We start from the raw sequence: 22,614 nt of genomic DNA, 5'->3' as shown, positions 1-22,614 counted from the left end.
ATCTCGTCCCTGTTCAGGAATTAGGTTGAAGCATGCGAATAGGGAACGTTTTTTCCCCATTATTGCTGCCAAGACAATCGGCGTGGCCAGCTGCCGGGGATTTGCACTCGATTGTCGGCACAATAAAGTTTGAACCGTCGCTACATTTCATTTGCTCTGGATTGGTAATGCTAAGGGCGCCCTGTTGCACATTGCCGCTGGCCGGGCCGCTGCAGGTTACGCCGTTAGATTGGCGGACGCTGACAGTGCCATTGCCTTGGGCAAAGTTGTATTGCAACTGCAGAGGACGCCCTGAAAGTTTGTCCTGAATACCACCGTTCACGCGCCATTCACCGTTGAGAAACTGCGCCGGACCATTGGGGAGGGTGGCAGGGAGCGTCAACGGTTCACCCTGTGCTGGAATAGCCGGTGGTGTGGTGACGGGTTCAACAGCAGGCAGCGTTTGGGCATCTACCGCGTCGGGTACGGCAGGAGGAACCTGAGCTGATGGCTGGCCAACGGCTGTGTCGTTGGCGACAGGCTGCGGGAGCTTGGCGTCACTGCCTACCTCTGTAGTTGGTATGTCTGACGGGCGGGTTGATGGAGTTGATTCCAGAGTTTGATGCTCACCTACAGCAGCCCTTTCCGTGACGCCGGGGACGGCACGCGTTCCGACGACGGTATCTGTCGTTGCCCGGGAAACCTGAGTGACTACGCCTGAGGTATTTACCGATGGCCGTTCGGCCACAGGATCCGTCACGACGGCAGTTTTATCCGAGGAAAAAGTGGGGAGGCCGGGGAGCGAAAGAGAAGGTACGCATCCGCGCAGCAACCCTAATAACAGCGCTAACAACAGTAACGCCAGCAGCAACCATAGTAGCCAACGCCAACTCCAGCGTCGGGTTCGACCTACGGTTTCGACAACAGGCGCGATCGCCGGAGTCACGATAGTGTCAGCTTGCGCCAGTGGCGTTGTGGCCGCGAGGGATGTTGCAGGTACTGATGACGGGCTCAGCCAATGCATCGGATTGCGCTGTTCACCTTCAGAGTGAACAAATCCCCAAAAGGTGATCACGAGGCTCCCATTAACGAGATAAACAAAATCGTAATCGGGGAAATTCACCACGGATTTCAGAAGTTGGGCAAAGACGCGGCGGTCGCCGCCGGTTCCACTTTGCTCTGCGTTAAGCAACTGTTCGCTGAGTGACTGCACCGCCATCTGAAACGCAGTAAACTGTTGGCGTGCTGATTCTCGCTCTGCCTCGCTTGCACCGCTCCATGGAATAACATCGCCAGGGAAGCTGCTGTACCAGTCGGTTCGGTCTCCACCCTGATCGTTTTGTGGAATCGCCAAATGTCGGGCCAGATCGCGTCCGGCATCAAGGCGATAGATAGCTTCGCGTAACTGGAAGGCCATCTTGAAAACCGGGTAGCCGGTTTCACCCAGCGCCTTAAATGAGGAGTTATGCCCGGAACGCAGCAGTGGTCCCTGAATCGAATTTCGCATTATCTAAACCTTTTAAGGCTGTGATTTAACAAGAGCCACTGTGATGCAGGCTAATTTTTGCTTGCGCCAGGCGTCCATTCAAAACCCCAGCCATAGTGCTTATCCAGCGACTTCCGGTCGGGATAGAAACGGTCAAGCCGTTCAACTTTGATATTGCCATCGACGTTTTTAAGTCTGGCGATTGCCGCAACGTTATTGATCTGATTGCTATCCGTTAGCGTGGATTTAATCGGTGGCTGATTGGGGACATAGATAGTGATAGTGGCATTCGTTCCTTGCCAGTTATCAGCACCGCCATAAATGAAGCTATAAACCAGGACTTCATCAATCTCCTGCCAGTGGCTACCGTTAATGAAGAGCCACTCACCATCCTGGTCGTTACCTTCGCGCAGATCTTTTTGCAGTAACAGATAAGGGGGTTTGTCATAATCCCCGAGGAATTTACTCAGGGCTTCGGCACCACTTATCTTGCCGTTTTTAAAACGGATAAAGGCGGCGATATCAAGATCGATTGGCTCTTTGTGATTACCTTGTTGCCAGGTCAGGTTAATTTTGATACGCCCGAAATCTTTACGTTTTTCCAGATTAATACTGGGGTTAGCTTGGGTTAATTCCGTACTGACTGGTGTGGCAACGGCGGCCTCGTGGTGGGCGGGGAGAGGTGGCTCGGCAGGGATCTTTTTAGACCACCACCAGGCTAAGGCAATCAGCAACAGTACCAGCAAAAGTAAAAGCCACGGAAGAAAGCGTCGCCACCAGGGAACAACCACGACGGGAACCGGAGCCACATTATTGACAATGGCCCAGTTGATTAACACGGGTTCACCGCCCACGCTGTAACAGTCGAGGTCGTGTGAATGCGTTAACAGCGTTTGCAACGCCTGCGCTGAGTGTTCTTCACCGCGGGTAACCAGTTGGTCGATTAAACTCTTCAGGATATCCTGGTACTGTTGACGTTTACCCTGAACGAAGAGTTGTTCCGTCTCACTCAGTGCTGAAAAAGGTTTTGCCAGCCCCTGGCGCTCAGTCCACCATTCGAGGTAGCCATCTGAGCTACGGCGAGCGGTGGCATAGAGTAGTGCCAAAGACGGAGGCAGGTGACGGTGTATGATAGCAACCGTCTCCTCATAAATTTTCAGAGTCGCTTCATCAATAGGCGCAGCAGTTGTTAATCGTTGCATAACCAAAATCATTGTTATTGTGGATTATTTGCGTGTTATGCGAACAATCGCATATCAGCACGCCAGGGCTGTTATCGTCAGCGGGCAGAAAAAGTGGCCACGTAACAGGTGCCACTTTTATCGCACCTTTAGCGAAGCGTGTTTGCTTCCTCAAGGATTTTGATTTTCTGCTTGGCTTCTGCGACTTTCTTTTCAATTTCTGCAATTTCGCTGGCGCTGCTGGCGTGCTGAGATTGTCGCTGTAGATCCTGAAGTTGTCGTATTTCTTTCTGGCTTTCACTGCTCTTCAGTTTGCTTGATTTCAGTTGTGCGAGGGTCTGCGACAGGTCTGAACGCACAGCGTCCAACCTTGCTTGTTCATCTGCTAACGTTTTATTGACGTTTTGCTGTCTGTTTTGGGTATAAGCCTGCTGCTGCTTCGCCGATTCATTTTCATATTGGCTGAGCCGAACTTGCTGTTCTTTCTGATCAACCTGCTGGCGATAACCACCAGAGGTGGCGCAGCTCAGTTTGGTTATAAAACTCGGATCCTGTGCATGTAAGTCGCAGTCCTGCGGTGATGTGGCACAACCGGTTAGGACGAGAGAGGCGAGAAGTAGGTATTTTCTCATCGAAGAGTCCATAAATAGAGTCAAGAAACGACGGCTTATACAGTAAAGCCGTCTTAAAAAAGGCCGATAAGGTTATCGGCCTAAAGTTGTTAGCCCAGAGAGATAGCCTGACGCTGTTCGTACAGCTCGTTTGTTTCTTTTTCCAGGTCATTGATCTTGCTGTTTAAACCAGAATATTCTTTATTCAACGTCGCCAGTTTATTTTTATCGGCAGGGGTTGTGGTTGTTTGTCCCTGCAGAGCAACTTTGTAGGCAGCGTCTTTTTCCTTCATGCCTTTCATCGTGTCTTTCATCTTGCTGATGTTGGCATCGATTTGCGCGAGCTGGGTTTTAGCTCCCGCTTTATCAAACCCTGCTTTATCTTTTTGAATGCTAATTTTGGTTAAGGTCGCCTGGTTTTCGCTGATAACTTGTTTCATGGCGAGAGTCGATTTTTCTACTGCCGCAGTGTCTTTGCTGATGTCCGTATCCATGGCCTGCAGACGATCGGAGGTTGAGGCATAATCTTTTTTCAGACCATCAAGATAGTAGTTTGCAGTCATACCGGCTGCACATCCTGCAGCGCCCCCGATCGCAGCGCCTGCAAGCGCTTGCTTAGTATCACCTGCGAGGGCACCCACCAGGGCACCGAGAGCAGCACCGGATACTGCACCAACACCACAACCCTGTGCACCGGATGCGCTAAAGAACTTGGATTGTTCAGTGGTTGTCAGGCGGGGATCCGGTTTTGTCCCTGACAACAAAGAGCTTCCCGTATTGGCGCAGCCGCTGAGCAGCAAGGTTGCGGAGACCAGAAGGCATGCAGTATTTCGGTTAAATGCGTTCACTATTTTTTTCCTTAAAACAAGAATTAAGCAACGATAAAAGGCTGTGTGGTAAATAAATTTCGTATAAGAAATGTTTTTATATGGGCAGAGTGGATTTCTGCATTTTTATAAAGTGAATAACAGTTACCTGGCTGGTCTGCAAAATAATAAGTAATGGATTAATTCCGCGCTGTTACTATTAGCGGGGAAGTAACGGTTACGTATGTGAATTATTTTTTTCTTATAATGCGAGTTATTCGTTTTTTTATATCATTTTGCTATGTGCTTGTAACGTGTTTTGTTGACGACACATACGGCATAAATCGTCATAAAATGCCCAGCGGTAAGGTCGACAGAACACGATTTCTGCTTACGAAGCATAAAATGCGTGGCTCGATTATACCTTATTTATTCGTGATGTGAATTCAACTTAACGCGATGTGACGGGGGTAGATGGCACTAAGTTATTGATCACGAAGATTGATTTTAGTCAATAACAAAATAGCCCTTAAGATTGGTAGTTGCTATAACTGCATCCGCAGGTTGTTTTTTCACCTTTTAAGCTATGGTCGTTAGTCTGAACTTAACGATTATCTTTACTTAACTCATATTAATTATGGATTTATTCGTGGTTCTGCTCTGAGTAGCTTTTAATTATCATTTTTTTCGCCAAATATTGTCAGCTTTCATTTTTCGTTAGTATCTCTTTCGAATAATGAAAGTATACTTTAACTGCGCTTTTTTATGATTATTCCCCAGCTATTCGTTGGTGTTAACCAGAATGGAAAATAGCGTCATGGTTAAATATTTAGGGGTAAGTTTGCCGTGCATCAGCTGGCTGAGTTCGTCGTGACGCGTAAGATATCCCGAAAACGTATAGCGCGTGAACTATAGTAAAAAGGGCCGTTATTTCTGCACTTAATCGCTATGGGCGGGGACATTGATGAAAAAAATACTGATGCTGGTCGGAGATTATGTCGAAGATTATGAAACGATGGTGCCTTTTCAGGCGCTGAAAATGTTAGGTCACCGCGTGGACGCCGTCTGCCCGGATAAACGTGAAGGGGACTATGTTCAGACCGCCATTCATGATTTTGACGGGGCGCAGACCTACAGCGAAAAACCCGGACATCGTTTTACCCTGAATGCGAATTTTGCTGACGCGCGGGCGGCTGATTATGACGCGCTGCTGATCCCCGGTGGACGCGCTCCGGAGTATCTCCGGCTGAACCCGGATGTTATTCAACTGGTTCAGGACTTTAACTCGGCGGGCAAACCGATCGCCGCCGTCTGTCATGGTCCACAGCTGTTAGCCGCAGCCGGCGTGTTAGAAAACCGCACCTGTAGCGCCTATCCAGCCTGCGCGCCTGAAATTCGCCTGAGTGGCGGGCATTACGCGGATATCGGCATTGACCAGGCTCACGTTGACGGCAATCTGGTCACCGCACCGGCATGGCCTGCACATCCTGAATGGCTGGCCAAATTTGTTGATGTATTAATGAAGTAACTGACCGGTAAATCTGCACGTCGGTATAACCGCTTCGGCTATACCGACGGTAGGGCGGTCAACCTTAGCGGTATCTCTCAGCCTTATCTTTAAGATTATTATTGATAATAATTCTCATTATTATTGTTGCATTCTGTAGGTAATGGTAATGTTGCCACCAACCCGAAATAGCGAACCCCATTCCCTGTGCAGAAAACTGTATGAACAACACCACCGGCCAAAATACAGCCGCACGGCTGGCACGAACCTTCTCCGTCAGTGAGTTTATGGATTTTGGTGAGCGTTACGGCATTGATTACCGCTTTCCGCAGCTTTCGCAACAGCTGGATTTCCCCCATGCCAGCCCCGTGCTACAGGGCAAAGTCGAAGAGATGACGCTGCCCTGCGGGATGTGTGTTACCCACTCCGATGTGCAGGTGCTGCAACCCTACGAAACTACCTCCCGCCACAGCACTCCCCTGTATATGCTGGTAGTGCTGGAAGGTTGTGTGACATTGACTCTCAATGGGCAGCAGCATGTGGTGCGTTCCGGCATGGCGTTTAGTTCGCGCCTCAGCGAACATCAGACCATGAGCGCCCGTCACCCTGCGGACTGCAAGCTGCGAACGTTATCGTTGGGACTGTATCCGGACGGCGCGTGGCGCACGGGGTTGCTGGAGTCGTTAATGGTTGAATGGGAAAGATGCCAGACGCCAACGCTTATCTGGCAAGTGCCGGGCTTTTTGCTCAGTGGATTACAGTACGCCCAGCAGAGCACGCTCAGTAATGTATCCCGCCAGCTGATGCTGGAAGGGCTTATTTTGCAACTGTTCGGCCACGGTCTCAGCGTCTGTCAGGTGGAGAGCAGCAGACGCCAGGCTGCCAGCGGCGAACAGCAACGCCTCGAGATTGTGCGTCGTTTGCTGGAACAGACGCCGGAAAATGACTACACCCTCAGCGAACTGGCCCAGCGTGCGGCGATGAGCCCCAGCAGCCTGCGCAGCAAGTTTCGTGCGGCGTATGGCTGCTCCGTATTTGACTACCTGCGCGACTGCCGTCTGGAACGGGCGCGGGGGTATTTATTAGAAGGGTACAGCGTACAGCAGGCGGCATGGATGTCGGGCTACCAGCACGCCACCAACTTTTCGACCGCCTTTCGTCGCCGCTACGGTTTTTCGCCTGGCGATATCCTCAAACCTTGCTAATCCATTTCTCCGTTTTATGCGCGCGTCTGAATCGCATTTTGGCGCTGCGCATACGTAACCTGGCATCCGGCATAGCTATCTCTGGCATAAAAAGCGCAATAATTCTCATTTACAATTAGAAATGCCTTGGGAGATGTTCATGTTCGCGAAGACTCGGTTGGCGCTGCTGGTGGGATGGGTGACCGGCAGCGTGGCTTTTCCTCTGCTGGCGCAGGAAACAACAAAAAACGATACGGTGGTGGTCACCTCGAAAATGCAGAGCGGCGCCACCAAGCTTGCCACGCCGGATATTGAAACCCCGCAGTCGGTGTCCATCATTACTCGTGAACAGTTTGAAGAGCAGGGAGCCACCAGCGTGCGCCAGGCCGTCAGCTACACGCCAGGGGTGTACAGCAATCAGATTGGTGCCTCTAACCGCTTTGACTATATTGTGCTGCGCGGTTTCTCCGACGGCAGCCTCGATAACGTCTATCTCGATGGCCTGAAGATGATGGGCGATACCAACTCGCACAGCTCACTGGTGGTCGATCCGTGGTTCCTCGACAATATTGAAGTGGTGCGCGGTCCGGCTTCGGTGCTGTATGGCCGTTCTTCACCGGGTGGCATTGTGGCGCTGACCTCACGTAAACCGTCGTTTGATGCGGGTGGTGAAGTGAAGCTGTTTGCCGGCAATAACAATCAGCGTGGCGCCGCCTTTGACGTCACCGGCGCACTGGACGATAACGATCGCGTGGCGGCGCGTCTGAGTGGGATGACGCGCTATGCGGACTCGCAGTTTGGTCCGTTGAAGGAAGAACGCTACGCGCTGATGCCCAGCCTGACCTGGCGTATCACCGACCAGACGCGTCTCGACCTGATGGCCTACCTGCACCGCGATCCGGAAGGTGGCAGCCACTCGGGTCTGCCATATGATGGCACCGTGGTGCCGCACGACGGGCGAAAGATTTCCAATACCTTCTTTGAAGGTGAGGATGACTACGACAAATACGATCGTCGCGAGAACATGGTGGGCTACAACATCGAGCACATGTTCGATAACGGTTGGTCGGTACGACAAAAGCTGCGCTATCTGCATACCGATGTTGAACTTAATCAGGTGTATGCGGCGGGCTGGCTGAATGACACTGAACTCAACCGCGGCTATTCCGGCTCCGATGAGAATATGTCGGCCATTACGCTGGATAACCAACTCGACGGCAGCGTGGATACCTGGCAGGTGAACCACCGCCTGCTGGTGGGCATTGACTATCAGAGTCGCAGCAACAACACCACCGGCTATTACGGTGCTTTCCCGCCGATTGACGCCTTTAACCCGGTGTACGGCGCGAAGCCGGATTACATCAACATGTACGCGCGTGAAAAACACAAGCTGCGCCAGACGGGCTACTATTTGCAGGATCAGATGTCATGGGATCGCTGGCGCATTACGCTCGGTGGCCGTTACGATCAGGTCAGCGTGTCGAACATTGATAAGATAAACGATACCCGCAGCGATCTGGATAAAAACAACTTCAGCACTCGTGCCGCGCTGCTCTATCTGTTCGATAACGGTTTTGCGCCGTACATCAGTTACTCCACCGCGTTCACACCGACCAGCTTTGCCGACGAAAACGGCAACCTGTTGGAGCCAATGAAAGGCAAGCAGTGGGAAGCCGGGTTGAAGTATGAACCGGAGGGACTGAACAGCCAGTTTAGCGCATCGGTATTCCGTATCAATCAGACCAATATCGCCACCAAAGAAGAACCGACCGACCCGTACCGCTCAATTGGCGAAATTGAATCGGAAGGGGTCGAGCTGGAGGCGATCAGCCAACTGACGGAGAGCTTCCGCCTGCAGGCGGCATACACCTATACCGACATTCGCTACAAGAAGAGCAGTCCGGAGGAGCAGGGTAAGCGTGCGGTGTACGCCCCGCGTAATCAGGCCAGCACCTGGTTGAGCTACGATGTGAAAAGTGGTCCGCTGGACGGCCTGACGCTGGGATCTGGCGTGCGCTACGTCAACGGGATCACCAGCGATCGCCTGAATACCCATACTCTGCCGTCGTACACGTTGGTGGATATGGCGGTAGGCTACGACTTAACGAATATTGGGATTAAGGGTTTAAGTGCGCAACTGAACGTCAACAACCTGACCGATAAACGCTACGTGGCGGCCTGTAACTCGCTCTCGTATTGCTACTTCGGTGCGGAGCGCAGTATCGTTGGCAGCGTGTCGTGGAAATTCTGATGTTAACCATCGGTTTTTAGCCGGATGGCGGCGCTGGCGCCTTATCCGGCCTACGGGGTGCACACTCATGTAGGCCTGATAAGCGAAGCGCCATCAGGCATTGATGGCCCGTTGATGACCAGACCGGTTATTGCGTAAAGCCGTTCTGGATACAAATCTGGGCGCTGATTCTCAGGGTAAAGGCGAGCTTGTCCGGGTACTGGCTGTAGTAGTTATGCTCCTCTTCCAGCCCTTTCGCCTGTGCCAGACGCACTGTTTCCAGCGAGCAGGTACGATAAATCAAATCCCTGTTCATATTAGTCTGCTTCTCGCGCTGCTTATCGGCGGGTAACGCCTGCCAGCTTTCTGACAACGAGTAATCGTAGACCACCCGATTTCCCTTCGCCTGCACGTTCTCAATGGTAATGAAGTTGTCTATTTTCAGCCGCGGCTGTCCGCGCATTTTCTTCTTGTCTTCTGTGGCGGCATATTGCGCCAGTGCATTAATGTCCATGCTGGCTATTTTTTGCTTATAGACCTCAACATAAGCCGTCGGCTGCTGATAATGCTGAGCGTAGGCGTTTCTTAACTCCCCGTCGCTCATTGAACAGCCAGCCAGAAAAAGAGGTAATAACAGTGCCAGTTTCATTTTAGTCATGGTTTTATTCCCGCGCATTATTGAGGTCCCTTATTGCCGAACATGAAATAAAAATAGAATTATTCCAGAGGCTATTTAAGGTTGTATAAACGGGACGCCGATGGCACAAGTTCATTAATCTTAAAATGGTCGAAAAAGGCGGAAACCCTGCCAGAATTGGCAGGGTGTTTGATGGTCTGCAAGGCGGTAAACGTTAATGCCCGATCATTCTGGCTTTCGGTATCAGTTGGAAATACATATGCTCCGGTACCGGCGTCTGCCAGACGTTGGCATACATCGCATAGCCAATGACGGCAAATAGAATACCGAGCAGCAGTAGCGTCATTCCCCATCCAGGTAAAGCGACGCGTTGCCACCACGGTTTGGGTGCGGCGTTGCCGGTCGGTCTCTGCAGTGAAAACGTCAGCGTTGAGGCGACTGGGCATGATTCAACGCAGGTCATGCAGCCGGTACATTCAACGGTGCGAACCCGAATAAGCTTGTCCACCGGAATGTTTGACGGGCAGTTCTTCGCGCATTTTCCGCAGTCGATGCAGCTGTCTGCATTACGCCGGATTTTAAATGGAGAGAGCAGGGAGAAGAGGCCGAGCAGGGCACCATACGGGCATAAATAGCGACACCAGGCGTTACGAATAAACAGGCTCATGATGCTGATAATCGCCACGAAAACCAGCGTTGCCGTGCCAATGTGGCGGAAGAAATCGAGCATCTTGACGTCGATAATCATGCCGTAGGCCGACATCAAAAAGTACTGGATCCCCTGCGCGGGCATCGACAGGGCAATATACAGAAAGAAGCTCAGCAGCAGATATTTCAGGCTCAGCAGCGGCAAATCCAGCCAGCGTGGCAGTGTGAAATGGCGGCCAACGAGTTTTTTACCCAGATTGCCAATCAACTCTGACAGCGTCCCCACCGGACAGAGCCACGAGCAGAATGATTTTTTTAACAGCAGACTTATCAGTATAAACGCGACGAGCAGCAGCATGGAGGCGGCGTGGATCGGCGGAAGGTATCCGGTTTCCAGCGTATACCTGATGTTCATCAGCCCGGCGATAGGCAGCCACCCTTCAATCCCTCCCGGTCTGGGAATATACACGCTGGTGCCGCCGGTCTCAAAATAGCGGACCCAGTAATAAAAGGTCACGCCAATATAGATATTAATCGCCAGCAGAAGAAACTGGGTGGCTCTTCGCCAGGTGCTGGCATTCCGCCAGTCATTCCATGGCAGTTTTCCTCCGGTGGTGCCTGGACGGCGCTGCCAGCGTGTTCTCTTATTCCCGTTCATGATTTTATTATCCCTCATCGTTTCCTTCCCGCATTCAGGAGGACGCATCACCGGGATATGCTAACGCGATAAAGATATCATGTATTTGATTTGCATCTTATTCAGCGGCTGTTATTTTTGCGTCAGGCAAAAGCCCTATTAAAAATAACAGCACGAGTATTAACACGGGTCAGATAAATACCCTGAAGGGGGTATTTATTTCTGCGGAAAGGGAAAAGTTATTCCTGATAGGTTTCGACGCGGTTACGGCCACGGCTTTTTGCCAGATACAGTGCGCGGTCGGCTTTATCCACCAACTGTTTGTAGTCCGGATGGTAGTCATATTCGGCGATACCAATACTGACGGTAATCGAGAAGGATTCCGTCGCCGAGGCCGCCATGCGCAGGTCGGCAATCTTTTTACGCAGGGTTTCCAGAATAATACTGGCCTGTGAAACCTCTGACTCGACCAGCAGGATCATAAACTCTTCACCGCCGTAGCGGAAAACGTAGTCGCTGCTGCGGATATGCTCATAAATCACCGCCGCCACGCTTTTCAGCGCCATGTCGCCGGTGTTATGCCCATAGCTGTCGTTGATTTGTTTGAAGTAATCAATGTCTAACATGGCCAGGGTGAACGGCTTGCGCGCATGTAATGCCAGCGAAATTTCGCGCCGCATAATGGTCGGAATAAAGCGGCGGTTAAGCAGCTGGGTCAGCGAGTCTTTACCGTTTTCCTGTTTGACCAGCGCTTCAAACATCGAGGCCAGAAGGTAATGGATTTTTGCCGACAGCTGGCGGACATCCTGTAATAAACTCATCCGTACGGCTTCTGCAGGTTGCTGTAGATTCAACAGTGTCTGGGTCAGACGGTTATCAATTTCTGCAATCACAGATTCCATTTCGGCAAGCAGATTGCTGTTACCGAATATATGTTTTCCCTTATGGGAGAACCACATACCAAAATCGGAGTTCGCCAGAAAGACCAGTTCCCCAACGGGTAATCCGGTGGCAATGTTGTAGATAAACTGATTTTCCCAGTCGGTAAACGAGCGGATTTGCCGCTCGCGCTCGACGTTGACGTCGTCATAAATCGTTTGCAGGCGATACTGTTCTTGCGTGTTCAGGGAGTTTTGATAGCTTGGCGAATAGGAGACAGTCATCGCCTCCAGTGCGGTATCCATTGCCAGGCTGCTAAAGCAGATAGCGTCACTCAACAGGTGAGGCGGGTAGTCTGCTTTCTTTTTCAGCACCCGATACAACTCATCTTTCAGCTTGCGCGCGCCGCGATTGACCAGATCGATGGGCAGGCCGATACGCGCATGCACCACGCCGATTTCGCGTTGTTTGAGCAGTAACTGTGAGAGGTCTTCCTGCGCGCTACCCAGCACGCTGCGCAGCCAGTTAAACATGCTGCCGCTGAGCCGCGTGCTGACTTGTTCAGTATTCAGGAACAATGCGCTCTCGGCATGGGAGAGCATGTAGTCATAAAACACGGTCACTAAATGGCGGATCTCCTCATCGCTTAACGAAGTCAGGATCGTATGGACGTCAGGAGACGTCTGGCGCAGCAGCGCCTGCCATTCAGTCAGTAGTAATGTGTCGTTTGCGGGGGCAACCTGTTCCATCTCACAGCCACTCAAAAATACGTTTAAAAATCCAGGCGGTATTACGGACAATTACGTCACGATGGTCAAGCGAAACTGTGTTTCAGGTGCGTTAACGATGGGTGATGCCTTCGTAAATCAGCCTCAGGGCGAAGGCTCCGATAATGGCACCAATCACCCGACTGGCAATCCGGTGGATCCGCCCATATGCGCGGCGAACTGAAGGTAAAGAAAACGCCTGACTGAGAAAAATACGCCAGATAACGGAAGACAATACAATCCCCGCCCACGCCATCATCCTTGCCCATGTCGGCGTGTCTGCACTCAGCGTGACCGAGAAAATACTAATAAAAAACAGCACGGTTTGTGGATTGGATAAATCCGTTAACAGCCCGCGCCGGAAGAAGACGTACCAGGGTGCAGAAATCGGCTGCTGTAACGTTGGCATTTGTGGTGTCGCCTGATGTCGAATGCTGTTCCACGCGAACCACAGTAAATACGCGCCGCCGACAATTTTAATCAGTGAGAATACGCCTTCACACTGGGTGATAAGTGTCGCCATGCCAAACAACCCGAGGCCAGAATAGAAAGCATCGCCTAGCGCCACCCCCAGACCGGTCATCACGCCCGCCCGGCGTCCCGATGCCAGACTGGTTTGCACCACCACGAACAGATTTGCACCGGGATTAAAAAAGGTTAACACGAACAAACTGACGGTCAGTACGACGGCGTGTAGAGGTTCCATAAACAACGATTCCATCAGTGAGAATAGAGGGGTATGTGATGCGCAGCCTGGATTAAGACTATTCTGCGTCGTCAGCTACTCTACGTTTTCAGCGTACATTTTTCTGAGGATTTACTCACACTGTATTATGAAACAATAGCGTTGTTGCAAGCGGGTATGTCAGGCGATTATTCGCGGCCAGGTGCGGCGGGGAACGCAACGGCGTAGGATCGTCGGTTATCTCCGTTTCGCAAAATCTCTTTATATTTCCGTTAGCTCTGGATTTTTTGAACAAGCTGAACTACTTATTAATCATCCTTGACTCGCACTATCGATGTTCAGGGGTCGATGATGGCGTAAAAACATAAAAATTGGAGCTTTTATATGAAAACTGGATATAAGGTATTAATTGGTGCGTTAGCTTTTGTCGTTTCCAACGCCTATGCCGCGGAACTGATGATGAAGGTCGATTTTGATAAGGTTGAGTCTCAGTACACCAAGATTGGCACGATTTCTACCAGCAATGAAATGTCTGCCGCAGATGCTAAAGCAGACCTGATTAAGAAAGCCGATGAGAAAGGCGCAGACGTCCTGGTATTAACCTCCGGTCAAACGGACAATAAAATCCATGGTACGGCTAATATTTACAAGAAAAAATAACGCGCTGAACTGAAAGACAAACAACCCGCTGGTCATCGGACCGGCGGGTTATTGTTTTAATCGCCGCCAGAATGTGGTTCTACTGATACCTAAATACCGCGCGGCTGCGGTTTTATCGCCATTACATTGCGCCAGCACCTGCTGCGGTGTCAGTGATGACGCCACCTGAGGAGCTTCGGAGGTAACGGCTAACTCCGGTAACAACTGCTGCAAAAAATGGATGTTCAGTTCAGGTTGCGGTTCCACGCTCAAAAACAGCGCCAGACGCTCCATCATATTACGCAGCTCGCGAATATTTCCCGGCCAGCCATAATTGAGCAGCGTCTGCTGGCTCAGCCCGAGTCCCTTACGCACCGTATCAGAAAACGGCGCGTCGAGTTCCGCCAGTGACTGTTTTAAAAACCCTTCTGCCAGCGGCAGGATATCGGGCAGGCGCTCGCGCAGTGGCGGCAGTGTGAGGCGCAGAATGCTCAGGCGATAAAACAGATCGGTTCGAAACTGGCCCTGTTTCATCTCCTGCTCGAGATGACAGTGGGTGGCGCTGATCACCCGCACATCGACCGGGATCGGCTGATGCCCGCCCACCCGAGTGACCTCTTTTTCTTCCAGCACGCGCAGCAGTCGGGTTTGTAACGGCAGCGGCATTTCACCGATCTCGTCGAGAAACAGCGTCCCGCCGTGGGCAATTTCAAACAGGCCCGCGCGACCGCCCCGACGAGAGCCGGTAAACGCGCCATCTTCATAGCCAAACAGCTCCGCTTCCAACAATGATTCGGTAATAGCCCCGCAGTTAACGGCGACAAATGGCGCTGAGGGCTTGCCACGTCGAGAGTCCTGACGGGTGAAATATTCCCGATGAATCGCCTGCGCCGCCAGCTCTTTCCCCGTCCCGGTTTCACCCTGAATCAGCACCGGTGCGCGCGAGCGGGCGTACAGCATGATGGTGTGGCGAACCTTCTCCATCTGCGGCGAATGACCGCGCATATCACCCAGCGTATAGCGGGTGCGTAGCGTATCGCCGCTGGCGTATTGCCCGTTGCGTCGGAGCGTCAGGCGGGTCATATCCAGCGCATCGCTAAAGGCCTGACGTACGGTGGCCGCCGAATAGATAAAGATCCCGGTCATCCCCGCTTCTTCCGCCAGATCGGTAATCAAGCCCGCGCCAACCACCGCTTGCGTTCCGCCGGCTTTCAGCTCGTTGATCTGCCCGCGCGCATCCTCTTCGGTGATATAGCTGCGCTGCTCCAGGCGCAAATTGAACGTCTTTTGAAAGGCGGTTAATGCGGGCAGTGTTTCCTGATAGGTGACGACGCCAATCGACGAGGTTAGCTTACCGGCTTTCGCCAGCGCCTGTAGCACGTCGAATCCGCTGGGTTTTATCAGGATCACCGGAATCGACAGGCGGCTTTTCAGATACGCGCCGTTGGAACCCGCGGCGATGATGGCATCGCAACGTTCGCTGGCGAGCTTCTTGCGGATATAGGCCACCGCTTTTTCAAAACCCAACTGAATTGGGGTAATGGTTGCGAGGTGATCAAACTCCAGGCTGATGTCGCGAAACAGGTCGAACAGGCGCGTGACGGAGACCGTCCAGATAACCGGTTTGTCGTCATTCATGCGTGGTGGAAGATGTGTCTCAGCCATCGCTAACCCCAAAATTAAAGAACCGAATATTGGGTTTAGTTGTGTTTCATAAATGTTGCAATGAAACGTTCAGGCCGGTTTCATGAAACGCGTGCTGACACGCTTTTGTGCGACAAAAATGCAGAGTTAAATTGTAATTAATTGTTTTAAAAGAAGTAAGTAAAAATAACGCACTTAATAAAGGCGTTGGCATACCCCTTGCTTTAGGTTAATCAACGAACGATAACAAGTTGATAACAAGAGGATGGGATATGTCTCTGCACTCTCCGGGGCTGGCGTTTCGCGCCGCGCTCACTAAAGAAAATCCATTACAAATTGTTGGTACCATCAATGCGAACCACGCTCTGCTGGCCCAGCGCGCTGGGTATCAGGCGATTTATCTCTCTGGCGGCGGCGTGGCTGCCGGGTCGTTAGGGTTACCGGATCTCGGTATCTCTACCCTCGATGATGTACTGACCGATATCCGCCGTATCACCGATGTCTGCCCGCTGCCGCTGCTGGTGGATGCCGATATTGGGTTCGGATCATCCGCGTTTAACGTGGCACGCACTGTGAAATCGATGATCAAAGCCGGGGCCGCTGCGCTGCACATTGAAGATCAGATCGGCGCCAAGCGCTGTGGGCATCGTCCGAACAAGGCGATCGTATCGAAAGAAGAGATGGTCGACAGGATCCGTGCGGCGGTGGATGCGCGTACTGATCCGAACTTTGTTGTTATGGCGCGTACCGATGCGCTGGCGGTGGAAGGGTTAGACGCCGCTATCGATCGTGCGCAGGCGTATGTCGAAGCGGGCGCTGACATGCTGTTCCCGGAAGCCATTACGGAGCTGGCAATGTACCGCCAATTTGCCGATGCCGTGCAGGTACCGATCCTTGCCAACATTACTGAATTTGGCGCAACGCCGCTGTTCACCACCGATGAGTTGCGCAGTGCGAACGTGGCAATGGCGCTGTATCCGCTGTCGGCATTTCGCGCCATGAATCGCGCCGCCGAGCAGGTGTACAACGTGCTGCGCCAGGAAGGCACGCAGAAGAACGTTATCGACATCATGCAGACGCGCAACGAGCTGTACGAAAGCATCAACTACTACCAGTTCGAAGAGAAACTCGACGCGTTGTACGCCACGAAGCCGTAGGCCTGATAAGGCGCAGCCGCCATCAGGCAATGCCGGATGGCACTACGTTTATCCGGCCTACAACGTACGACGCGATGCATACCCTCAATACCCTATATATAAAAATAACGAGGACAACATGAGCGACACAACGATCCTGCAAAATAGTACGAATGTTATTAAGCCGAAAAAATCGGTCGCGCTGTCCGGCGTGACCGCCGGCAATACCGCCCTGTGCACCGTTGGTAAAAGCGGTAACGATTTACACTATCGTGGCTACGATATTCTCGACCTCGCGCAACAGTGCGAATTTGAAGAAGTGGCGCACCTGCTGATCCACGGAAAATTACCCACCCGCGATGAACTCAACGCCTACAAGGTTAAATTAAAAGCGCTGCGTGGCCTCCCGGCAAACGTGCGTACCGTTCTGGAAGCGTTGCCTGCCGCTTCGCATCCGATGGACGTGATGCGTACCGGCGTTTCTGCGTTGGGCTGCACGCTGCCGGAAAAAGAGGGGCATACCGTCTCCGGTGCGCGCGACATTGCCGATAAGCTGTTGGCCTCGCTCAGCTCGATCCTGCTGTACTGGTATCACTACAGCCACAACGGTGAGCGTATCCAGCCAGAAACCGATGACGATTCCATTGGCGGTCATTTCCTGCACCTGCTGCACGGCGAAAAACCGTCGGCCAGTTGGGAAAAAGCGATGCACATCTCGCTGGTGCTGTATGCCGAACACGAATTCAATGCCTCGACCTTTACCGGACGGGTGATTGCGGGAACCGGCTCGGATATGTATTCCGCGATTATCGGCGCCATTGGCGCGCTGCGAGGTCCGAAACACGGCGGGGCCAACGAAGTGTCGCTGGAAATTCAGCAGCGCTACGAAACGCCGGATGAAGCCGAAGCTGATATCCGTAAACGTGTAGAAAACAAAGAGGTGGTGATTGGCTTTGGTCACCCGGTCTACACCCTTGCTGACCCGCGGCATCAGGTGATCAAGCGCGTGGCGAAGCAGCTTTCCCAGGAAGGCGGTTCGCTGAAAATGTACAACATCGCCGACCGTCTGGAAGAGGTAATGTGGGATACCAAAAAGATGTTCCCGAACCTCGACTGGTTCTCGGCGGTTTCCTACAACATGATGGGCGTCCCGACCGAAATGTTCACCCCGCTGTTTGTCATCGCCCGCGTCACCGGCTGGGCGGCGCACATCATTGAACAGCGCCAGGATAATAAAATCATCCGGCCTTCCGCCAACTACACCGGCCCGGAAGATCGCGTATTTGTCGCTATTGAAAAGCGTTGCTAATGCAAAACCTCTAAAGATAAAAAACAGGAAACGTACCCTATGTCCGCTCATATTTCGAATGTTCGCCCTGAATTTGACCGTGAAATCGTTGATATCGTTGATTACGTGATGAATTACGCCATCACCTCGACGGTGGCGTATGACACCGCGCATTATTGTCTGCTCGACACCCTCGGCTGCGGGCTGGAAGCGCTGGAATATCCGGCCTGTAAAAAACTGCTGGGGCCGATTGTCCCGGGGACGGTGGTGCCGAACGGTGTTCGCGTGCCGGGCACCCAGTTTCAGCTCGACCCGGTGCAGGCGGCGTTTAACATTGGCGCGATGATCCGCTGGCTGGACTTCAACGACACCTGGCTTGCCGCGGAATGGGGCCATCCTTCCGATAACCTTGGCGGGATTCTGGCCACCGCTGACTGGCTGTCGCGCAATGCGGTAGCAGCGGGTAAAGCGCCGCTGACTATGAAAACCGTGCTGACCGGTATGATCAAGGCCCATGAAATTCAGGGCTGTATCGCGCTGGAAAACTCCTTTAACCGCGTCGGCCTGGACCACGTTCTGCTGGTGAAAGTGGCCTCGACCGCCGTAGTCGCCGAGATGCTGGGACTGACCCGCGATGAGATCCTCAACGCGGTTTCGCTGGCGTGGGTCGACGGACAGTCGCTGCGAACCTATCGTCATGCGCCGAATACCGGTACGCGTAAATCCTGGGCGGCGGGGGATGCCACATCCCGGGCGGTACGTCTGGCGCTGATGGCCAAAACCGGCGAGATGGGGTATCCGTCTGCGCTGACGGCGAAAACCTGGGGCTTCTATGATGTCTCCTTCAAAGGAGAAGCGTTCCGCTTCCAGCGTCCGTACGGCTCTTACGTGATGGAAAACGTGCTGTTTAAAATCTCCTTCCCGGCTGAATTCCACTCCCAGACCGCGGTAGAAGCCGCCATGACGCTGCATGAAAAACTGCTGGCTGCCGGTAAGACGGCTGCCGATATCGAAAAAGTGACGATTCGTACACACGAAGCCTGCATTCGCATCATCGACAAAAAAGGCCCGCTGGATAACCCGGCGGATCGCGACCACTGCATCCAGTACATGGTGGCGGTCCCGCTACTGTTCGGACGCCTGACGGCGGCTGATTATGAAGACGGTGTGGCGCAGGATAAACGCATCGACGCGCTGCGAGAGAAGATTAACTGCTTCGAAGATCCGGCCTTTACCGCCGATTATCACAACCCGGAAAAACGCGCCATCGCCAACGCTATCACCCTGGAGTTTACCGACGGCTCCCGTTTTGACGAAGAGGTGGTGGAATATCCGATCGGCCACGCGCGTCGTCGGACTGACGGCATGCCGAAGCTGGTCGAGAAATTCAAAATCAACTTGGCGCGCCAGTTCCCGACCCGCCAACAACAGCGCATTCTGGATGTTTCCCTGGACAGAACTCGCCTGGAACAGATGCCGGTTAATGAGTACATGGATTTGTTCATTATCTAAAACCTGACTCATTAGGCGTAAGTTCAACAGGAGAGCATTATGTCTTTTAGCGAGTTTTATCAACGATCTATCACTCAACCTGAGTCATTCTGGGCCGAGCAGGCCCAGCGTATTGACTGGCAGCAGCCGTTTACTCAGGTGCTGGACCATAGCCATCCGCCGTTTGCGCGCTGGTTTTGCGGTGGGACGACCAATCTGTGCCATAACGCCATTGACCGTTGGCTGGAGAAGCAGCCCGATGCGCTGGCGCTGATTGCTGTTTCCTCGGAAACCGAAGAAGAGCGCACGTTTACCTTTCGTCAGCTGTATGACGAAGTCAATGTGACGGCCGCTATGCTGCTGTCGCTTGGCGTGCAGCGTGGCGATCGGGTGCTGGTATATATGCCGATGATCGCCGAGGCACACATTACACTGCTGGCCTGTGCACGCATTGGCGCGATCCACTCGGTGGTGTTCGGTGGCTTCGCCTCGCACAGCGTGGCGGCGCGAATCGACGATGCCCGACCGAAGGTCATCGTCTCGGCGGATGCCGGGGCGCGCGGGGGCAAGATCCTGCCGTATAAAAAGCTGCTCGATGAGGCTATTGACCAGGCGCAGCATCAGCCGCACCACGTGGTACTGGTCGATCGTGGGCTGGCGAAAATGGCGCGGGTCGAGGGGCGCGATCTCGATTTTGCCGCGCTGCGTCAGCAGCATCTCGGGGCGCGCGTGCCGGTGGTGTGGCTGGAGTCGAACGAAACCTCCTGCATACTTTACACTTCCGGCACGACCGGCAAGCCGAAGGGCGTGCAGCGTGATGTTGGTGGCTATGCGGTGGCGCTGGCGACGTCGATGGAGACCATCTTTGGCGGCAAAGCGGGCGGCGTGTTCTTCTGTGCCTCGGATATTGGCTGGGTGGTCGGACACTCCTACATCGTTTATGCCCCGCTGCTGGCGGGGATGGCGACGGTGGTGTACGAAGGGTTGCCGACGTACCCGGACTGCGGCGTGTGGTGGAAGATTGTCGAAAAATATCAGGTCAGCAGAATGTTCTCTGCGCCGACCGCCATTCGCGTGCTGAAGAAGTTCCCGACCGCGCAGATCCGCAATCACGATCTCTCCTCGCTGGAGGTGCTGTATCTGGCGGGCGAGCCGCTGGATGAACCCACTGCGAGTTGGGTAACCCAAACGCTGGGCGTGCCGGTGATCGACAACTACTGGCAGACCGAATCTGGTTGGCCGATTATGGCAATTGCCCGTGGCGTGGACGACAGGCCGTCGCGTCTGGGCAGCCCCGGTGTGCCGATGTATGGCTACAACGTTCAGTTACTCAACGAAGTGACCGGTGAACCCTGCGAAGCGAACGAAAAGGGTATGCTGGTGATTGAAGGGCCGCTGCCACCGGGCTGTATTCAGACCATCTGGGGCGATGACGAACGGTTTGTGAACACCTACTGGTCGCTGTTCTCCCGCCAGGTTTACGCCACCTTCGACTGGGGGATCCGCGACGCAGACGGCTATTACTTCATCTTAGGCCGCACCGATGATGTGATAAACGTGGCCGGACACCGGCTGGGCACCCGTGAGATAGAGGAGAGTATTTCCAGCTATCCGAACGTCGCGGAAGTGGCGGTGGTCGGCGTGAAAGATGCGCTGAAAGGGCAGGTGGCGGTGGCGTTTGTTATCCCGAAACAGAGTGACAGTCTGGAAGACCGCGACATTGCGCATTCAGAAGAGAAGGCGATTATGGCGCTGGTGGACAGCCAGATTGGTAACTTTGGCCGTCCGGCACATGTCTGGTTTGTGTCACAATTGCCGAAGACGCGATCGGGCAAGATGCTAAGGCGTACGATCCAGGCGATCTGTGAAGGCCGCGATCCCGGCGATCTGACCACCATCGACGATCCCGCGTCGTTGCAGCAAATTCGCCAGGCAATCGAAGAATAATCCCCGTTAAACGGCCCGGTAGCGCGATGCTTACCGGGCTTGTTATTACACCCTCTGGCAAACCCCGCGTTATAGCGCCGGGCTTTCCCGGCGACGCAGCAGAGACAACGGCCCCGGCCCGCTCAGTGTGAACACCGAAATCAGCGTAAAAGTCAGCGCAATAATACCCAGCACCAGATACGCGCCATGGAAGCCAATGCTTTCGTACATATTGCCCGCCAGCACCGACATGAAAATCATCGCCAGCTGTTTGAAGAAACAGAAGCACACGAGGTAAATGGTGGCAGAAAACCGTACCTCAAACTGGCTGGTAATGTATTTGAAACAGCCGACGATCAGGAACGGGATTTCAAACATATGCAGCGTTTTGAGGATGATGACCTCCAGCGCCGAGGTGGCAAATGATGAGCCGATAATACGTACCGACATAATCGCCCCGGCCAGCAGTAGAGCGTTCTTCCCACCAATACGGTTTACGATCAACGGCGCAAAGAACATGATCGAGGCGTTGAGTAATTCCCCCATGGTGGTGACATAGCCAAATACCCGCGTGCCTTGTTCACCGGTTGCAAAGAACGAGGTGAAGAAATTGGCAAACTGCTGGTCAAACACATCGTAGGTGCAGGACACGCCAACCACGTACAGCGACAGGAACCACAGCTTTGGCTGCTTAAATAATTCCAGCGCCAGCTTCAGGCTAAAGGCAGAGTGGTTTGCACCGACGGCATTGGCGACCTCTGCTGATGACGAGGTATCGGTGCGCGAGAAGAACAGCAGCAGGGCGAGGACTACCGCACAGCCAGAACCCAGCCAGAAGACAAATTCATTGTTGATGGTAAACATAATGCCGACAATGGATGCGCACAATGCCCAGCCAACGCAGCCAAACATTCGCGCCCGGCCAAATTCAAAATTGCTGCGGCGACTGACTTTCTCAATATAAGCTTCAATCGCAGGCGCCCCGGCATTATAAATAAATCCCAGGTAGATGCCACCGACAATCGAGCCTACTAAAATATTGAATTGTAATAATGGCCCAAACACGTAAATAAAGAACGGGGCAAACATTACCAGCATGCCAGTGATTATCCACAGCAGATGCTTACGCAGGCCGAGTTTATCAGATAGCAGACCAAATACCGGTTGGAACAGCAACGAAAACAGCGATATACAGGCGAAGATAATGCCAGTATCGCCTGGTAATGCTGCCAACTTACTGATTTAGTGTATGA

The 22,614-nt window shown here is 53.0% G+C and carries 17 protein-coding genes and 1 pseudogene; 8 read left to right on the top strand and 10 right to left on the bottom strand.

What is annotated here, in order from left to right:
* Positions 1 to 13: 13 nt before the first annotated feature.
* The 4 genes from FDX01_RS07930 to FDX01_RS07915 form a co-directional block, all read right to left on the bottom strand.
* A complete protein-coding gene (locus FDX01_RS07930; RefSeq protein WP_137399584.1) occupies positions 14 to 1,486 on the bottom strand; it encodes an SrfA family protein in 1,473 nt (490 codons plus the stop codon).
* 50 nt (positions 1,487 to 1,536) lie between these two features.
* Positions 1,537 to 2,667 carry a tellurite resistance domain protein gene (locus tag FDX01_RS07925; RefSeq protein WP_137399583.1) on the bottom strand — a complete coding sequence of 377 codons (1,131 nt, stop codon included), beginning with the start codon at positions 2,665 to 2,667 and terminating at the stop codon, positions 1,537 to 1,539.
* Between the two features lie 128 nt (positions 2,668 to 2,795).
* A complete protein-coding gene (locus FDX01_RS07920) occupies positions 2,796 to 3,278 on the bottom strand; it encodes a hypothetical protein (RefSeq protein ID WP_117342070.1) in 483 nt (160 codons plus the stop codon).
* 89 nt (positions 3,279 to 3,367) lie between these two features.
* Positions 3,368 to 4,105 carry a glycine zipper domain-containing protein gene (locus FDX01_RS07915; protein ID WP_117342071.1) on the bottom strand — a complete coding sequence of 246 codons (738 nt, stop codon included), beginning with the start codon at positions 4,103 to 4,105 and terminating at the stop codon, positions 3,368 to 3,370.
* Positions 4,106 to 5,027: 922 nt separating this feature from the next.
* Here FDX01_RS07915 and FDX01_RS07910 point away from each other — a divergent pair.
* The 3 genes from FDX01_RS07910 (at position 5,028) to foxA (ending at position 9,005) form a co-directional block, all read left to right on the top strand.
* Entirely contained in the window at positions 5,028 to 5,591 is a 564-nt protein-coding gene (locus FDX01_RS07910) for a DJ-1/PfpI family protein (protein WP_161959007.1), read from the top strand.
* A 200-nt stretch (positions 5,592 to 5,791) separates the two neighbouring features.
* The gene (locus FDX01_RS07905) at positions 5,792 to 6,775 is read left to right on the top strand and encodes an AraC family transcriptional regulator (RefSeq protein ID WP_115259335.1); all 984 of its coding nucleotides are present in this window, start codon (positions 5,792 to 5,794) and stop codon (positions 6,773 to 6,775) included.
* Positions 6,776 to 6,896: 121 nt separating this feature from the next.
* On the top strand, positions 6,897 to 9,005 hold the full coding sequence (gene foxA, locus FDX01_RS07900) for a ferrioxamine B receptor FoxA (protein ID WP_137399582.1): 2,109 nt from the start codon (positions 6,897 to 6,899) through the stop codon (positions 9,003 to 9,005).
* Between the two features lie 127 nt (positions 9,006 to 9,132).
* Here the strand turns inward: foxA and FDX01_RS07895 are convergent, their stop codons facing one another.
* The 4 genes from FDX01_RS07895 to FDX01_RS07880 all read right to left on the bottom strand — a co-directional run bounded on the left by FDX01_RS07895 (position 9,133) and on the right by FDX01_RS07880 (position 13,258).
* Positions 9,133 to 9,642, bottom strand: a complete 510-nt coding sequence (locus tag FDX01_RS07895; protein WP_137399581.1) for a hypothetical protein — start codon at positions 9,640 to 9,642, stop codon at positions 9,133 to 9,135.
* A 193-nt stretch (positions 9,643 to 9,835) separates the two neighbouring features.
* Entirely contained in the window at positions 9,836 to 10,927 is a 1,092-nt protein-coding gene (locus FDX01_RS07890) for a 4Fe-4S binding protein (RefSeq protein WP_137399580.1), read from the bottom strand.
* Between the two features lie 218 nt (positions 10,928 to 11,145).
* Entirely contained in the window at positions 11,146 to 12,534 is a 1,389-nt protein-coding gene (locus tag FDX01_RS07885) for a diguanylate cyclase (RefSeq protein WP_115259331.1), read from the bottom strand.
* A 91-nt stretch (positions 12,535 to 12,625) separates the two neighbouring features.
* Positions 12,626 to 13,258: a LysE family transporter gene (locus FDX01_RS07880; protein WP_137399579.1), complete on the bottom strand. Its 633-nt coding sequence runs from the start codon at positions 13,256 to 13,258 to the stop codon at positions 12,626 to 12,628.
* Between the two features lie 363 nt (positions 13,259 to 13,621).
* On the opposite strand from FDX01_RS07880, the gene yahO reads away from it, so the two are divergent.
* Complete coding sequence (gene yahO / locus FDX01_RS07875; protein ID WP_115259327.1) at positions 13,622 to 13,897, top strand: DUF1471 family periplasmic protein YahO; 276 nt, start codon at positions 13,622 to 13,624, stop codon at positions 13,895 to 13,897.
* Between the two features lie 48 nt (positions 13,898 to 13,945).
* On the opposite strand, the gene prpR is transcribed toward yahO, so the two are convergent.
* Positions 13,946 to 15,541, bottom strand: coding sequence for a propionate catabolism operon regulatory protein PrpR (gene prpR / locus FDX01_RS07870; RefSeq protein WP_137399578.1), 1,596 nt, complete (start codon positions 15,539 to 15,541; stop codon positions 13,946 to 13,948).
* 251 nt (positions 15,542 to 15,792) lie between these two features.
* On the opposite strand from prpR, the gene prpB reads away from it, so the two are divergent.
* The 4 genes from prpB to prpE all read left to right on the top strand — a co-directional run bounded on the left by prpB (position 15,793) and on the right by prpE (position 21,382).
* Positions 15,793 to 16,677, top strand: a complete 885-nt coding sequence (gene prpB / locus FDX01_RS07865; RefSeq protein WP_115259323.1) for a methylisocitrate lyase — start codon at positions 15,793 to 15,795, stop codon at positions 16,675 to 16,677.
* A 118-nt stretch (positions 16,678 to 16,795) separates the two neighbouring features.
* Positions 16,796 to 17,965, top strand: coding sequence for a 2-methylcitrate synthase (prpC, locus tag FDX01_RS07860; RefSeq protein ID WP_115259321.1), 1,170 nt, complete (start codon positions 16,796 to 16,798; stop codon positions 17,963 to 17,965).
* 39 nt (positions 17,966 to 18,004) lie between these two features.
* Positions 18,005 to 19,456, top strand: a complete 1,452-nt coding sequence (locus FDX01_RS07855; RefSeq protein WP_115259319.1) for a bifunctional 2-methylcitrate dehydratase/aconitate hydratase — start codon at positions 18,005 to 18,007, stop codon at positions 19,454 to 19,456.
* Positions 19,457 to 19,495: 39 nt separating this feature from the next.
* The gene (prpE, locus tag FDX01_RS07850; protein WP_096758152.1) at positions 19,496 to 21,382 is read left to right on the top strand and encodes a propionate--CoA ligase; all 1,887 of its coding nucleotides are present in this window, start codon (positions 19,496 to 19,498) and stop codon (positions 21,380 to 21,382) included.
* A gap of 69 nt (positions 21,383 to 21,451) precedes the next feature.
* Here prpE and FDX01_RS07845 read toward each other — a convergent pair.
* Positions 21,452 to 22,576, bottom strand: a pseudogene (locus tag FDX01_RS07845) (MFS transporter); the annotation flags it as partial.
* Positions 22,577 to 22,614 lie beyond the last annotated feature (38 nt).

The organism is Citrobacter sp. wls613, assembly GCF_005281195.1.
In the GTDB taxonomy this organism is placed as follows: domain Bacteria; phylum Pseudomonadota; class Gammaproteobacteria; order Enterobacterales; family Enterobacteriaceae; genus Citrobacter; species Citrobacter gillenii.
Note: the sequence above shows the minus strand (reverse complement) of the source record. Positions and strands in the feature narration are given on the sequence as shown.